This window comes from Paenirhodobacter sp. YD-8, assembly GCF_056590935.1.
In genome coordinates this window covers 2,251,220-2,264,561 of the sequence record NZ_CM152649.1, presented here as the reverse complement: position 1 = coordinate 2,264,561, position 13,342 = coordinate 2,251,220, and the positions used below count along the sequence as shown (strand labels likewise).

The following is a 13,342-nucleotide window of genomic DNA, read 5'->3' as shown; positions in this document are numbered from 1 at the left end:
GGACCATGTCGAAACGAGGTGACGCAAAATCGCTGGCGCTGGACGTCTATCAGCGGATCCGCCAGGACATCTTCGACGGCCGCTTTGCCCCCGGGGCGCGGCTGCAGCCAAGCCTCCTGGGCAAGGCCTACGAGGCCAGCACGACGGTGATCCGCGAGGCGCTGATCCTGCTCAGCGGCGACCGGCTGGTGCAATCGTCGATCGGGCAGGGGTTCTTCGTGCCGATGCTCGACCGCCAGGAGCTGCGCGACCTGACGCTGATCCGCTGCCACAACGAGAAGCTGGCGCTGGCCCTCGCGATCGAGCGCGGCGGTGTCGAGTGGGAAACCGAGGTGCTGGCGGCGCATCACCGCCTGACCCGCACCCCGCGCCGCAGCGCGGGCGACGAGCTGCACGGCAACCCCGAATGGTTCAGCGCGCACCGCGCCTTCCATTCGCGGCTGGTCGAGGCCTGCGGCATCCCGGCGCTGATCGACATCTGCGAGAAGCTGGCCTCCGCGACCGAGATCTATCGCGTCTGGTCGAGCCCGGTCACCACCAGCAGCGCGCGCAACGTCGAGCACGAGCATGCCGAGATCCTCGCGGCGGTGTTGCGGCGCGACACCGACCGGGCGACGACGCTGCTGCTCGAGCATTACCACGCGACCGAGGAAAAGCTGTTGGCAAACTGGCCCAGGGACGTGTCCCCCGCGCCCTGACGATCGCGGGGCGCGCGCCCCGCTCCCCATCCCGGAATGATGCGCATCGCGGTGATGCGCACACGAGCATCTTGCCCGGCGGGCAACCCATGCCGGCGCCTGCCGGCCATCACGAGGAGTGACGAATGCGTCTTGTTTCTTTCACCGACCAGAGCGGTCAGGCAAGCTATGGCACGGTCGAGGGCAGCGAGGTTCTCGATGCCGGATCGGTGCTGCGGTCGCGCTGGCCCGACCTGCGCGCGGTCGTGGCCGCCGGTGCGGTGGCCGAGCTCGCGGGCCTCGGTCCGCGCCGCCCGCTCGCCGATGTCCGCCTTCTGCCGCCGATCCCCGAACCCGGGAAGATCCTCTGCATCGGGCTGAACTATCTGTCGCACATCGCCGAGACCGGGCGCGAGCGGCCCTCCCACCCGTCGATCTTCACCCGCTACCCCGCCTCGCTGGTGGGCCATGGCACGCCGCTCGTGCGGCCGAAGGCCAGCCAGGCCTTCGACTACGAGGGCGAGCTTGCGGTGATCATCGGCAAGGGCGGCCGGCATATCCCGGCCGCCGAGGCCTTCGACCACGTCCTCGGCTATACCTGCGTGAACGAGGGCTCGATCCGCGACTTCCAGATCCACACGCCGCAGTTCTGGCCGGGCAAGAGCTTCGAGGCCTCGGGCGCGATCGGCCCCTGGATCGTCACCGCCGATGCGATCGACGACATCACCCGGGCCGAGCTGACGACCCGCGTCGACGGCGCGGTGGTGCAGCGCGCGCGGCTCGATGATCTGGCGATCGGCATCCCCGAGATGATCGCCTACATCTCGACGGTCATCACCCTGAGCCCGGGCGACGTGATCGCCACCGGCACGCCGGGCGGGGTCGGCAAGTTCCGCAAGCCGCAGCTCTATCTCGTGCCCGGCATGCAGGTCGAGGTCGAGATCACCGGCATCGGCACCCTGAAGAACGGCGTCGTCGACGAATGACGCCCTGCGCCGCCTGGCGGGCAGGCGGCGCGAAACCCCAACCGGCGGCGCCCGGGGGCGCGCCCACGAAGGAGACGGTTCGATGAACATGAGGTTTGCGGGCAAGACCGCGGTGGTGACCGGCGGCGTCGGCGCGCTTGGCACGGCGATCGGTCTGCGCATCGCGCAGGAGGGCGGGCGGGTGTTCCTGGCCGATCAGAAGCCCGACGGGGTCGAGGCGGTGATGGCAGCCTTCGAGGGGCTTCCCGCGCCGCAGATCGTGCCGCTCGATGTCACCTCCGAGGAGGACTGGCAGCGCGCGCTCGAGGGGGTGGTGCGTGAGGCCGGGCGGCTTGACGTGCTGGTCAATGCCGCCGGTGTCGTCGGCAGCGCGAGCTTCCTGATCGATGCACTGCCGATGGCGGAATGGCGCCGGATCATGTCGGTGAATGCCGACGGCACCTTCCTCGGCACCCGCGAGGCGATCCGGGTGATGAAGGAGACGGGCGGCGGCGCGGTGGTGAACATCGGCTCGACCACGGCCTTCCTCGGCAGCGTCGACGCCATTCCCTACAACGTCAGCAAGGCGACGGTGCGTGCACTGACCCGCAGTGCGGCGATGAGCGCGGGCAAGAGCGGCTATCGGGTGCGGGTGAATGCGGTGCACCCGACCTGGGTCTGGACGCCGCTGGTCGAGGCGATGCTGCTGAAGCGCTATGGCTCGAAGGAAAAGGCGCTCGAGGTCATCCTGGCGCAGCACTGCACCGACCGCCTGCCGATGCCCGCCGACATCGCGAATGCGGTGGCCTTCCTCGCCTCGGACGAGGCCAGCCTGATCACCGGCGCCGATCTGGTGGTCGACGGCGGCCGCACCCTCGGCTGAGGCGATGCCGCCCCGCCAGCGGAGGCGCGCTGGCGGGGCGGCACCAGGCCGGCGCGACGGCCCCAGGATTCCGATCCGGGGGCGAACATCTCGGGGGATTTCAATGTGGTGCGGGTGAAGGGACTCGAACCCCCACGCCAAAAGCGCCAGAACCTAAATCTGGTGCGTCTACCAGTTTCGCCACACCCGCACGTGCCGCCTTCTAGCAACGCCCCCGTGGCCTGAACAGGGGGCGTGCGAAAAAATCCTCGCCCGATGAGGGAATTCGTTCTAATCTCGAAACAAAGCCGAAAACGGCGCGCCTTCAAGGCACAACGAGCAGGACAGACCCGATGGACAGGCCCCCTTCGGGACGGGAGACGCAGGGTGCGGATGCACCCGGCACCCGTTCCGCATCCGTTGTCGACCCGTATCTTCACGCCGGCGCCGCCCTGGCCGGCATCGCGCTCGGCACCCGGGTGGCGACGCTCGACGGGCTCTTGCCGGTCGAGTTCCTGGTCCCGGGCGATCGGGTCATCACCCGCTCCGGCATGTGCCGGCTGCGCGCCGCGACGGCGATGCCGGCGCGGGACGGGCTGGTGCAGATCTCTCCCGGCGCGCTCGGCCATGACCGGCCCGAACGCGCGCTGTTGCTGGGCGAGGGCACGCAGGTGCTGATCCGCGACTGGCGGGCCGAGGCGCTCTTCGGCCGCAAGGAGGCGCTGATCGAGGTCTCGCGGCTGATCGACGGGCAGTTCATCGCCCGTGTGGGCGCCGAGAAGGTGCGCCTCTTCACCCTGCATTTCGACGCGGCCGAGGTGATCTATGCCGACGGCGTCGAGATCGGCTGCGCGCCGCTCGCCGCCGTGGTCTAGAGCAGGATCGCGCGGAACACCTTCGGCAGCTCGTCGGGCAGGTCCTCGGCGATCAGGCCGGGGCCGAAGCTGCGTGCCGCCTCGACATGCAGCCAGGTGCCGGTGCAGGCCGCCTCGTAGGCAGAGAACCCGCGCGCGAGCAGGCCGGTGAGGATGCCGGCCAGCACATCGCCCGAGCCCGCGGTGGCGAGCCAGGGCGCGGCGCGCGCGCCGGTGGCCAGATGCAGCGCCGCCTCGCCGCCGGGCGCGGCGATCGCGGTCTCGGCGCCTTTCAGCAGCATCGTGCAGCCGGCCCGGTCGGCGGCCGCACGCGTCGCCTCGACCCGGGTCAGCACGCCGTCGGCAAGCGCCGTCGCAAGGTCGGGGAAGAGCCGGCCGAATTCGCCCAGATGCGGGGTCAGCACCACGTTCTCATGCAGCTGCGCGAAGAGCTGGCCGGGGTCGGCGGCAAAGGCACTGAGCGCATCGGCGTCGAGCACGGTCGCCCGCTTCGCCCAGAGTGCGGCGGGCACCATCTCCTGCGCGCGCGGCAGGCCGAGGCCCGGGCCGAGCAGGAGCGCGTTCAGCCGCCGGTCCTGCAGCTTGCCGCGCAGGCTGTAGCCATCGGGAAGGGCGGCCAGCATCACCGCGGTGAGCTGGGCGGCGTTCTCCGGAATCGCGGCCTGCGGCGGCAGCAGCGTGACAAGCCCCGCGCCGACCCGCAGCGCGGCGCGCGCGGCCAGCCGCGCCGCCCCACCGTGGCCGACGCCGCCCGCCAGCACCAGCGCATGGCCATGGCCGTATTTATGCGCCTCGACGGTCTTGCGCAGCGCGGCGCGCATCTCTTCGGTCAGGGTGATGTGGCGGATCATGCCAAGGCTCCGGCGGTGGGATCGGCGCAGGCTAGGGCGGCGAGGGTGAGGAAAGGGTGAATCACAGCCCGATATCCGCGGTCACGACGGCAAGCCCCGCTGCGCGCAGGGCCGGGTGCACGGGCTTCTCGCGGTGGAAGGTGACGACCAGATCGCAGGCGGGGACGACCGGCGGAGGGCTGTCGGCGGCGAGGCCGGAGGGGATGTCGATCGCGACACGCCGCCAGCCTTCGGGATGCGCGGCGACGATCTGCCCGGCGATGGCCAGCATCTGCGCCGCGGCGGCGGGCAGGGGCGGGCGAAAGCCGATGCCATAGAGCGCGTCGATGACCACCCCGGCGCGGCAGCCCGTCCAGTCCTCCGCCGCCAGCGCCTCTGCCGGCAGGGCGCGGGCGCCGGGCGGGGCGCTCCAGGCCTCGGCAGTCGCGCGCGCATCGGGCGGCAGCCGCTCGGGCCTGCCCAGAAGATAGGTCGCGACCCGCCAGCCGCGGGCGGCAAGCAGCCGCGCCACCACGAATCCGTCACCGCCATTGTTGCCCGGTCCGCACAGCGCCACCGCGCAGGGTGGCTCGGCCGGGGTCGCAAGCGCCGGCCAGGTCTCGAGGATCGCCGCCACCACGCCCGCGCCCGCCCGCTCCATCAGCACAAGGCCGCTGACCGTTCCGGCGGCCATCGCCGCCTGTTCGATGGCGCGCATTTGGGCAGATGTCAGAATTTCTGCCATAATCCCCTCGAAGTCTTTTCTTTTCGCCGCTATAATGCGCCATCTGCACAAAAAATGTGCGACGCATTGCGAATTGCCGGACTGCTCGACCCGGCCCCAGCCTAGCCGATTGCGAGCCCGGCTGGAAAGTGGTCAGTGAGGTTCGGCTAGACCTGAAGGGGGGAGTCGGCGGTATGAAAAAGGTTGAGGCGATCATCAAGCCCTTCAAGCTCGATGAGGTGAAGGAAGCGCTTCAGGAAGCCGGGATCCAGGGGCTTTCGGTGATCGAGGTGAAGGGGTTCGGCCGGCAGAAGGGCCATACCGAGCTCTATCGCGGCGCCGAATATGTCGTGGATTTCCTGCCCAAGGTGAAGATCGAGATGGTGCTGCCCGACGAGATGGTCGAGGCCGCCGTCGAGGCGATCATTTCCGCCGCCCGCACCGAGAAGATCGGTGACGGCAAGATCTTCATCTCTCCCGTGGAACAGGCGATCCGCATCCGCACCGGTGAAACCGGCGACGACGCGGTCTGAAGAATTCAGGGCCGGTGGCCCGGATACCCAATGCTCAAAGGAAAGGGTTATTTGCAATGAGCGCAGTCAAGAAAGCTCTCGAACTGATGAAGGCGGAGGAAGTCGAATACGTCGACGTCCGCTTCACCGACCCGCGCGGCAAGCTGCAGCACGTGACGGTGGTGGCCGATCTCGTCGATGAGGACTTCTTCGAGGAAGGCTTCATGTTCGACGGCTCGTCGATCGCCGGCTGGAAGTCGATCGATCAGTCCGACATGAAACTGATCCCGGACGCCTCGTCGGTCTACATCGACCCCTTCTATGCGGAAAAGACCCTCTGCGTGCATTGCGACGTGGTCGAGCCGGACACCGGCGAAGCCTATGACCGCTGCCCGCGTCAGGTCGCCCACAAGGCCGAGGCCTATCTCAAGTCCTCGGGCGTCGGCGATGCCGCCTTCTTCGGCCCGGAAGCCGAATTCTTCATCTTCGACGACGTGCGCTACTCGGTCACGCCCGCGAAGGTCGGCTACGAGATCGACGCCGAGGCCGCTGCCTGGAACACCGATGCGCTCATCGAGACCGGCAACCTCGCGCACCGCGCCGGCCACAAGGGCGGCTACTTCCCGGTGAACCCGGTCGACGAAGCCCAGGACCTGCGTGGCGAGATGCTCTCGACCATGAAGCGCATGGGCATGAAGGTCGACAAGCACCACCACGAAGTCGCGACCTGCCAGCACGAGCTGGGCATGATCTTCGGTGGTCTGGTCGAGCAGGCCGACAACATCCAGAAGTACAAGTACGTGATCCACAACGTGGCCCACGCCTACGGCAAGACCGTGACCTTCATGCCGAAGCCCATGAAGGGCGACAACGGCTCGGGCATGCACGTGAACATGTCGATCTGGAAGGACGGCAAGCCGCTCTTCGCCGGCGACAAGTATGCCGACCTGTCGCAGGAAGCGCTGTACTTCATCGGCGGCATCCTGAAGCACGCGAAGACGCTCAACGCCTTCACCAACCCGTCGACGAACTCGTACAAGCGTCTGATCCCGGGCTTCGAAGCCCCGGTGCTGCGCGCCTACTCGGCCCGCAACCGCTCGGGCTGCGTCCGTATTCCGTGGACCGAATCGCCGAAGGCCAAGCGCGTCGAAGCCCGGTTCCCCGATCCGGCGGCCAACCCCTATCTCGCCTTCGCGGCGCTGATGATGGCCGGCCTCGACGGCATCAAGAACAAGATCGATCCGGGTCCGGCGTCGGACAAGGACCTCTACGACCTGCCGCCGGAAGAACTGGCCGCGATCCCGACCGTCTGCGGTTCGCTGCGTGAAGCTCTGGAAGCGCTGGAAGCCGATCACGACTTCCTGCTCGCCGGCGACGTGTTCACCAAGGGCCTGATCGAGGGCTACACCGCGCTCAAGTGGGAAGAAGTCTACGCCTACGAGCACACCCCGCACCCGATCGAGTACCAGATGTACTACTCCTGCTGATCCCGTCCGGGACAGCGAGAGAAAGGGCGCCCCTCGGGGCGCCCTTTTGCATTGCGCTTCCCCCGCATCTCGGGTCTCATCCCGGTCATTTCAGGCATGAGGCAAATGATGTTTTTCCATTTCATTCGGGGTTTCGCCGTGGCGCTGATGCTGCTCGGGGCGCTGCCGCAAGCTGCGCAGGCGGGGGGACGGCGGGGGCAGGCGACCGTCGGCGATTATCTCGTCGGCTGGGGCACGATGCCCCGCCCGGCGGGCGAGCGCGCGGATGTGCTGCTGTTCACCTTCGTCTGGAAAGACCCGGTGCGCTCGAGCGGCGTCAGCGAGGCCGACTGGGCCTTCGAGGCGCAGCGGCAGGGCACGGATGTCTATACGCTCAAGCAGATCATGGGGCGCGAGGTCTATCGTCCGGCGCGCGGCGGCGTGGCGATCTGCACCGCGAGCGCGGTCGCGAAGGGGCTGTGCGGGCGCAAGCTCGGGCTGAGCGAGGCGAAGCGCGCCGAGATCGCGGCCTCGGTGCTGCGTGTCGACGGCCGCTGCACCGCCGCACCCTTCGATCCGGCCTTCAACCGGCGGATGTCGAATGCGGTCGGAGCAGTCGATCAGATCGTGGTGCTGCGCGCCAACTGTCGGTGAAAGGGCGGGAAATCGCCTATTCCGCCCCGGTTATGAGCGGCTGCGCACAGATTCTGTTTGGATCTGTGGAATTGAGCCGGCCCTGCCGTGGCGGCATCTTGGCGCCATCCCATGCAACACGGAGTCCTCCCGCATGAAATCGCTTCTTCTCGCCGCCGGCCTTGCCCTCGGCCTTGCCACCGTCGCCGTCGCCGAGCCGGTCGAATATGATCTCGACCCGAGCCACAGCCAGATCGTCTTCCACTACAGCCACCTCGGCTTCTCGACCACCACCGGCATGTTCTCGGGCTTCAACGGCAAGATCATGTTCGACGCCGAGAAACCGGCCGACAGCTCGGTTGCCGTCAGCTTCCCGGCGAAGTCGCTGTTCACCGGCTGGGACGAGCGCACCGCGCACTTCCTGACCGAGGACTTCTTCGGCGCCGACAAGAACCCCGACATCACCTTCAAGTCGACCTCGATCGAGGTGACCGGCGAGAAGACCGGCAAGATCACCGGCGATCTGACGATGAACGGCATCACCAAGCCGGTCGTGCTGGACGCCACGATGACCCAGATGGGCGAGCATCCGATGATGAAGAAGCCGTGGGTCGGCTTCGAAGCCACCACCACGGTCAAGCGCACCGATTTCGACATGGGCATGTATGCGCCCTACGTCGGCGATGACGTGACCATCGCGATCTCGATCGAGGCCGCGAAGGCCGAGTAATCGGTTCGCACCTGAGATCCGAAACGGCCGCGGGCAGACCCCGCGGCCGTTTTCATTTTTCGCAGCCGTGGCCGCCGCTGCTGCGGGCTTGGCAGCGCCTTGGGCGGGGCGTATCCTCGCGCCATGATTGCACCGATTGTCTTGCTGATCCTGTCCCTTGCGGCAATTGCGGCCGCGCTGACCATCCCCGGGTTCTCCGATCTGCTGCTTCCTGGCGGCGTCTTTGCGATCGTCAGCCTGGTGTTGCTGGTCCTCCTCCGTCTGCGGCGCCGTCCTCGCCCGGCGGCGCGGCGTTCGAACTGGATTCTCGTCGACGGGTCGAACGTCATGCACTGGCGGGAGGGCACGCCGCAGGTCGAGACCCTGCGCGAGGTGATCGGGCAGCTCGACGCGCTCGGCTTCGTGCCCGGTGTCGTGTTCGATGCCAATGTCGGCTACAAGCTGGTCGGCCGCTATCTGCGCGACGATGCGCTCGGCTCGCTGCTGGCGCTGCCGGTCGATCAGGTGATGGTGGTGCCGAAGGGGATGCAGGCCGACGAGATGCTTCTGGCCGTGGCGCGCGATTATGGCGCCCGGATCGTCTCGAACGACCGTTTCCGCGACCGGGCCGAGGCCTATCCCGAGGTGACGCGGCCCGGGGCACTGGTGCGCGGCGGCTATCGGGCCGGCGCGCTGTGGCTCGATCTTGCGGTGACCGGGGGCGAGCCGCACTGAGGCCGGGACGGGCCGGGGCGGCGTGCCGCCCGCGGCCCCGGGGCTCACTCGGGCACGAAGGACATGTCGATCACCGACATCGGGTCGAGCGCCGCCGGCGCGAAGCCCTGCGATTGCGCCACCCAGTCCCAGGTCTTGGCGACCTGCGCCGGGTCGAAGCGGCCGAGCCCCGCGGCCCGCGTCACCTCGTTCTCGATCAGCGGGATCGCGGCGCGGAATTCCTGTGCGGCGATGGCGGCATCGACCTCGGGCACAAGCGCATGGATCGCCGCGGCCGCCCCGTCGGGATCGGCGATCGCCGCGGGCGTCGCCTTCGCCAGCGCCCGCAGGAAGGCCCGGGCGACCTCGGACCGCTGCGCAAGGAAGGTGTCGCCCGCCGCCAGCGCGGCGCTGTAGCTTTCAAGCCCGTGCTCCGACATCGGGATCTCCACCATCTCGCGCCCGGCCGCGGCCATCACTGCGCGGTCGAGCGGGGCGACGGTGACCCAGTTCACGATCGCGTCGACCTGGCCGCTGGCCAGCATCGGGGCAAGCGCGCTCGCATCGACCTTGACGGTGTCGATGCGGTCGGGGTCGAGCCCGTTGCGCCGTGCAAACAGCGGCCAGGTGACGGTGGTGCTCGAATAGGCGGGCAGGGCGATCTTCTTGCCGGCAAGGTCGGCGAGGGTGGTGATCCCCGAACCCGCCCCGACATGGATCGAGCCGGGGTTCTTGGTGAAGAGCGCGTAAATCACCTTCGCCGGCACCTTCTGCTCGGCCGCTGCCGCCAGCGCGGCGTCAAGCCCGACATTGCCGATGTCGGCCGCACCGGCGGCGACCTTGGACAGGGTGTCGGTCGCGCCATTGCCGCTGCGGATCGTGACGTCGAGCCCCTCGGCGGCGAAATAGCCCTTCGCGAGGGCGTAATATTCGATCGCATTGGTGCCGCCGGGCACCCAGCCGAGCTGATAGATCACCGGTTCCGCGGCACCGGCCGCAGTGCCGAGGGCAAGGGTGAGGGTCGCGGCAAGGGCCGCAAGTCGCAGTCTGATATCCATGATGAGGGCTCTTTCCTGTTGCGCCGGATCGATCACTGCACGGCCGGACCGCCCCTGAATAGCGCCGATTATCGCCCGCAGAGGTCTCGAAACGAGAGCGCCTAGCACGCCGGAAACCGGGCCGCAAACGGCACGGACCGCGCCCCCGGAGAGGGGCGCGGCGCGGCGTGTGTCGATATGCGGGGGCCTCAGTCCCCGGGGGCCGTCGGGCCGAGGATCGTCTCGGCGCCCAGCCCGAGCCCCGCCAGCATCCGCCGGTATTCGATCGACATCCGGTCGGCCGGGATGTGGATCTCGTCGCGCAGGTCGAGCGGCAGCTCGAGCGGCGATTGCGCCTCGACAAGCGGCGCATCCTCGGCGTTGATCCGGTTCTGGAAGGCGATCATCTCGGCAGGCTGCAACCGGCCGGTGCGGTCGACGAGGATCTGGAAGATGCGGGTCGTCATCGCGCTGACCGGCGAGGCGATGTCGAAGACGTGGAACTCCGATTCCGCGTCGGTGATCGTCAGCCAGGAGGCGAAGGGCAGGGTCAGCGCATAGGCGTAGTGCCGCGTGCGGCGGCCCTGCGGCGCGGCGCCGGGGGTCTTGTAGCGGGTCTGCTCGGTATATTCCGCCTCGTAGGACAGCGTGCCCGTCCCGATCTCGACCCGATAGGGCGCGATGGTGCGGTCCTCGTCGCCGCCGAAGGTATCGGGATGCACGAAGGGGATGTGGCACAGGTCGTTGAAATTCTCGACATGGCGCGCGGCAGAGGCCTGCCAGACCGCCGACGGGACGCGGGCGATCGTGCCGATGCCCGCCTCGATCAGCGGCCAGTCCGGCAGCGGCGCGCGCGGGCTTTCGGCAAGGCAGACCCAGACCAGACCATAGCGTTCGGCGCTGGCCCGGATGTCGAGGCGCAGCCGCTTCGGGATCGGCACCTCGGCGCCGAGCGCGGGCACCTTGCGGCAGGCGCCGCTGCCGTCATAGCGAAACCCGTGCAGCGGGCAGGTGATCTGCCCGGCGCAGACCTTGCCGCGCGAAAGCCTGCCGCCGCGGTGCAGGCACAGATCCTTCGCGGCATGGACGATGCCCGTCTCGTCGCGCCACAGCACCAGCCTTTCGTCAAGCAACCGCACCGGCACCGGCGCCGCGGCCACCTCCCCGGACCAGGCGACGGGGTGCCAGAAGCCCGACAGGATGTGCCAGTCGCCCTCGGCAAGGCTGCACGCGCGCGGCAGCGCGGTTTCGGTGCGGGTGGTCTTTGCGGGAAGAAACATGAGGCGCTCCTAGAGGTCGAGAACGAGGGTCGTGCCCGGCTGCCCGCGCGAGACGCAGACGAGCATCCGGTCGCCCGCGGCCTGTTCCGCGGCCGAGAGGTAATAGTCGTGATGGGCGATCGCGCCGCCGAGCACGCGGGTCAGGCAGGTGCCGCAGACGCCGCCTTCGCAGCTGGTCTCGGGCAGGACGCCCTCGGCGCGCAGCCGCTCGAGCAGGGGCTCGTGCGGCGCGACGGTGAAGCGGTGGCCGCTGCGGGCGAGCGCGACGGTGAACGCGCCGGCGTCGGCGGGCGGGGTCTCGGGTGCGGCGGGGGCGGTGAAGCGCTCGACATGCAGCGCGACGTCGGGCCGGGCGGCAAAGGCGGCAAGCGCCGCGTCGATCATCCCGGCGGGGCCGCAGCACCAGACCTCGGTTCCGGCGGGGGCGGAGCTGGCAAGCGCCGCAAGGTCCGGGCGCGGGCCGCAGGCGGTGTCGTAATGCCACACCGGCGCACCCGGCGCCGCGCGCAGCGCCTCGGGGAACAGGACCCCGCCGGCGCCGCGCGCGGCGTGATGGAGCGTGACCGGCCGGCCCGCGGCGATCAGCGCGCGGCGGATCGTGAGCATCGGGGTGATCCCGATGCCGCCCGCGATCAGCAGCGCCGGGCCGTTCGCGCGCGCCGGTCCGAAGCCGTCGCGCGGCGCCGAGACCCGGACCTCGTCGCCCACCCGCCAGCCGTCGTGGATCCGGCGCGATCCGCCGCGGCCAGGTGTGGCCAGCGCCACCGCGATCTCATAGCGCCGCGGGTCGTCGCCGGTGAGCGAATAGGGCCGCAGGCCCACGCCCGGGATCTCGATCTCGACATGGGCGCCGGGGGCCGCCGTGGGCAGCGGCGCGCCGTCGGGGGCGGCAAGCGTGATGGCGAGGACGCCTTCGGCAAGCGGTGCGATCCGGGTGATGCGGAGCAGGAAACGATCTGCAGTCATCGCTCAGACCGCCGTCGCGATGCCGAGTTCCTCGATCCACTTCTGATACTCGATCAGCGGCAGATCGCCCGGGCCGAGGGGCAGCTCGATCTGGGTCCAGAACGGCGGCACGATCCAGGGGCGCTGGCTCTCGATCAGCGGCCGGTCCTGCTCGCGGACATGGGCGGCCATCTGCAGATAGACCGGGTCGCGCTCGGCGGCGAGATCGTAGTCGCGGGCGAAGATCCAGAAGTTGATTGTAAGGTTGTAATCGACCGGCGAGGTGGCCAGCCAGACGACATAGCGCCCGGCGGCGGACTCCTTCACCAGCCGGATCACGTTCGGCATGCCGACATGGTCGGTATAGGTCAGCCGCACCGTCGCGCCGGCATCGCTTTCGGGGCGCGACATGTCGGTGGTCATGATCCCGGCGGGCTGGTCGGCCTCGTATTGCACGATCAGCTCGGCGCCCTCGCGCCAGACCCGGTGCAGCGGCGGCTCGGGATGGGCGCGGTCGCCGAGGATGCCCTCGTGCACCCAGGGGAAATGGGTGTCGTCGAGCGTGCCCATGATCATCCGCGTCGCGCTGGTCCGCATCGGGTGCTCCTCGAGCAGGCGCACCTTGCGGAACCGCGGGTCGGCCTCCTCGGGGAAGTCCGGGATCGGGAAGCGTGGTTCCTCGGCGAGGCAGACCCAGATCAGGCCATGGCGCTCGGCGACGGCGAAGCGGCGCAGCCCGGCGGTCTTCGGGATGCAGCGGCCGGCGGGCAGCTGCGGGATGCGCGCGCAGGCGCCGTCGCCCGCGAAAGCCCAGCCGTGATAGTTGCATTGCAACAGCTCGCGGCCGTCGACCCGGACCACCGAGCCAAGTGACAGCTGCGCCTGGAAATGGCGGCAGGTGTCGGGGAAGGCGGTGGCGACACCGTCGAGCCGCACCAGCACCAGCCGCCGGCCCAGCAAGGTGACGGCGCGGGGCCGGTCGGCGAGGGAGGCGGCCTCGAGAACGGGATGCCAGAAGGGTTCCATCCCGGCGCGGAAGCCGGCGATCGCCTCGGCCGAGGGGCCGTCTTCGGAGCGGAAATCGGAGGGAAGGGCGTTGGTCACGGGTCTTTC

At 69.3% G+C, this 13,342-nt stretch carries 15 protein-coding genes and 1 tRNA gene; 9 read left to right on the top strand and 7 right to left on the bottom strand.

Translation table 11 applies throughout. From position 1 onward, the window contains the following. The first annotated feature begins 5 nt into the window (after positions 1-5). The 3 genes from AC0QTQ_RS10970 to AC0QTQ_RS10960 all read left to right on the top strand — a co-directional run bounded on the left by AC0QTQ_RS10970 (position 6) and on the right by AC0QTQ_RS10960 (position 2,525). Positions 6-698, top strand: coding sequence for a GntR family transcriptional regulator (locus AC0QTQ_RS10970; protein ID WP_480256607.1), 693 nt, complete (start codon positions 6-8; stop codon positions 696-698). A gap of 125 nt (positions 699-823) precedes the next feature. Then, positions 824-1,663, top strand: coding sequence for a fumarylacetoacetate hydrolase family protein (locus AC0QTQ_RS10965; protein WP_480256606.1), 840 nt, complete (start codon positions 824-826; stop codon positions 1,661-1,663). A gap of 82 nt (positions 1,664-1,745) precedes the next feature. Continuing rightward, positions 1,746-2,525 carry an SDR family NAD(P)-dependent oxidoreductase gene (locus AC0QTQ_RS10960; RefSeq protein ID WP_480256605.1) on the top strand — a complete coding sequence of 260 codons (780 nt, stop codon included), beginning with the start codon at positions 1,746-1,748 and terminating at the stop codon, positions 2,523-2,525. A 106-nt stretch (positions 2,526-2,631) separates the two neighbouring features. Here the strand turns inward: AC0QTQ_RS10960 and AC0QTQ_RS10955 are convergent. Next, a tRNA-Leu gene (locus AC0QTQ_RS10955) sits at positions 2,632-2,715 on the bottom strand. A 142-nt stretch (positions 2,716-2,857) separates the two neighbouring features. Here AC0QTQ_RS10955 and AC0QTQ_RS10950 point away from each other — a divergent pair. Continuing rightward, positions 2,858-3,379 (top strand): Hint domain-containing protein, encoded by a 522-nt coding sequence (locus AC0QTQ_RS10950; RefSeq protein ID WP_480256604.1) that lies wholly within the window; start codon positions 2,858-2,860, stop codon positions 3,377-3,379. Here the strand turns inward: AC0QTQ_RS10950 and AC0QTQ_RS10945 are convergent. Together AC0QTQ_RS10945 and AC0QTQ_RS10940 are read right to left on the bottom strand one after the other, a co-directional pair. Continuing rightward, the gene (locus AC0QTQ_RS10945) at positions 3,376-4,230 is read right to left on the bottom strand and encodes an NAD(P)H-hydrate dehydratase (RefSeq protein WP_480256603.1); all 855 of its coding nucleotides are present in this window, start codon (positions 4,228-4,230) and stop codon (positions 3,376-3,378) included. The two genes, AC0QTQ_RS10950 and AC0QTQ_RS10945, sit on opposite strands and share 4 nt — an antisense overlap. A 61-nt stretch (positions 4,231-4,291) precedes the next feature. Beyond that, positions 4,292-4,927, bottom strand: coding sequence for an NAD(P)H-hydrate epimerase (locus AC0QTQ_RS10940; RefSeq protein ID WP_480256602.1), 636 nt, complete (start codon positions 4,925-4,927; stop codon positions 4,292-4,294). Positions 4,928-5,127: 200 nt separating this feature from the next. On the opposite strand from AC0QTQ_RS10940, the gene AC0QTQ_RS10935 reads away from it, so the two are divergent. From AC0QTQ_RS10935 to AC0QTQ_RS10915, 5 genes are all read left to right on the top strand, one after another. Continuing rightward, positions 5,128-5,466 (top strand): P-II family nitrogen regulator, encoded by a 339-nt coding sequence (locus AC0QTQ_RS10935; protein WP_113901462.1) that lies wholly within the window; start codon positions 5,128-5,130, stop codon positions 5,464-5,466. 56 nt (positions 5,467-5,522) lie between these two features. Further along, entirely contained in the window at positions 5,523-6,932 is a 1,410-nt protein-coding gene (glnA, locus tag AC0QTQ_RS10930; RefSeq protein ID WP_480256601.1) for a type I glutamate--ammonia ligase, read from the top strand. Between the two features lie 108 nt (positions 6,933-7,040). Beyond that, positions 7,041-7,565: a hypothetical protein gene (locus AC0QTQ_RS10925; RefSeq protein ID WP_480256600.1), complete on the top strand. Its 525-nt coding sequence runs from the start codon at positions 7,041-7,043 to the stop codon at positions 7,563-7,565. Positions 7,566-7,698: 133 nt separating this feature from the next. After that, the gene (locus tag AC0QTQ_RS10920; RefSeq protein WP_121534667.1) at positions 7,699-8,274 is read left to right on the top strand and encodes a YceI family protein; all 576 of its coding nucleotides are present in this window, start codon (positions 7,699-7,701) and stop codon (positions 8,272-8,274) included. 123 nt (positions 8,275-8,397) lie between these two features. After that, positions 8,398-8,988: an NYN domain-containing protein gene (locus AC0QTQ_RS10915; protein ID WP_480256599.1), complete on the top strand. Its 591-nt coding sequence runs from the start codon at positions 8,398-8,400 to the stop codon at positions 8,986-8,988. Between the two features lie 44 nt (positions 8,989-9,032). Here the strand turns inward: AC0QTQ_RS10915 and AC0QTQ_RS10910 are convergent, their stop codons facing one another. The 4 genes from AC0QTQ_RS10910 to AC0QTQ_RS10895 all read right to left on the bottom strand — a co-directional run bounded on the left by AC0QTQ_RS10910 (position 9,033) and on the right by AC0QTQ_RS10895 (position 13,333). Continuing rightward, a complete protein-coding gene (locus tag AC0QTQ_RS10910) occupies positions 9,033-10,025 on the bottom strand; it encodes an ABC transporter substrate-binding protein (protein WP_480256598.1) in 993 nt (330 codons plus the stop codon). A gap of 188 nt (positions 10,026-10,213) precedes the next feature. Further along, positions 10,214-11,284, bottom strand: a complete 1,071-nt coding sequence (locus tag AC0QTQ_RS10905) for a Rieske 2Fe-2S domain-containing protein (protein WP_480256597.1) — start codon at positions 11,282-11,284, stop codon at positions 10,214-10,216. Positions 11,285-11,293: 9 nt separating this feature from the next. Next, positions 11,294-12,250, bottom strand: a complete 957-nt coding sequence (locus AC0QTQ_RS10900; RefSeq protein ID WP_480256596.1) for a PDR/VanB family oxidoreductase — start codon at positions 12,248-12,250, stop codon at positions 11,294-11,296. Between the two features lie 3 nt (positions 12,251-12,253). Next, complete coding sequence (locus AC0QTQ_RS10895; protein ID WP_245965310.1) at positions 12,254-13,333, bottom strand: aromatic ring-hydroxylating oxygenase subunit alpha; 1,080 nt, start codon at positions 13,331-13,333, stop codon at positions 12,254-12,256. Positions 13,334-13,342: the final 9 nt, after the last annotated feature.

Excerpts from the sequence above, each read along its gene's own strand:
- AC0QTQ_RS10965 (WP_480256606.1), top strand. The coding sequence starts at position 824 with ATGCGTCTTGTTTCTTTCACCGACCAGAGCGGTCAGGCAAGCTATGGC.
- AC0QTQ_RS10900 (WP_480256596.1), bottom strand. The coding sequence starts at position 12,250 with ATGACTGCAGATCGTTTCCTGCTCCGCATCACCCGGATCGCACCGCTT.
- AC0QTQ_RS10960 (WP_480256605.1), top strand. The coding sequence starts at position 1,746 with ATGAACATGAGGTTTGCGGGCAAGACCGCGGTGGTGACCGGCGGCGTC.
- AC0QTQ_RS10950 (WP_480256604.1), top strand. The coding sequence starts at position 2,858 with ATGGACAGGCCCCCTTCGGGACGGGAGACGCAGGGTGCGGATGCACCC.
- AC0QTQ_RS10940 (WP_480256602.1), bottom strand. The coding sequence starts at position 4,927 with ATGCGCGCCATCGAACAGGCGGCGATGGCCGCCGGAACGGTCAGCGGC.
- AC0QTQ_RS10935 (WP_113901462.1), top strand. The coding sequence starts at position 5,128 with ATGAAAAAGGTTGAGGCGATCATCAAGCCCTTCAAGCTCGATGAGGTG.
- AC0QTQ_RS10945 (WP_480256603.1), bottom strand. The coding sequence starts at position 4,230 with ATGATCCGCCACATCACCCTGACCGAAGAGATGCGCGCCGCGCTGCGC.
- AC0QTQ_RS10920 (WP_121534667.1), top strand. The coding sequence starts at position 7,699 with ATGAAATCGCTTCTTCTCGCCGCCGGCCTTGCCCTCGGCCTTGCCACC.
- AC0QTQ_RS10905 (WP_480256597.1), bottom strand. The coding sequence starts at position 11,284 with ATGTTTCTTCCCGCAAAGACCACCCGCACCGAAACCGCGCTGCCGCGC.
- AC0QTQ_RS10915 (WP_480256599.1), top strand. The coding sequence starts at position 8,398 with ATGATTGCACCGATTGTCTTGCTGATCCTGTCCCTTGCGGCAATTGCG.
- glnA (WP_480256601.1), top strand. The coding sequence starts at position 5,523 with ATGAGCGCAGTCAAGAAAGCTCTCGAACTGATGAAGGCGGAGGAAGTC.
- AC0QTQ_RS10910 (WP_480256598.1), bottom strand. The coding sequence starts at position 10,025 with ATGGATATCAGACTGCGACTTGCGGCCCTTGCCGCGACCCTCACCCTT.
- AC0QTQ_RS10970 (WP_480256607.1), top strand. The coding sequence starts at position 6 with ATGTCGAAACGAGGTGACGCAAAATCGCTGGCGCTGGACGTCTATCAG.
- AC0QTQ_RS10925 (WP_480256600.1), top strand. The coding sequence starts at position 7,041 with ATGTTTTTCCATTTCATTCGGGGTTTCGCCGTGGCGCTGATGCTGCTC.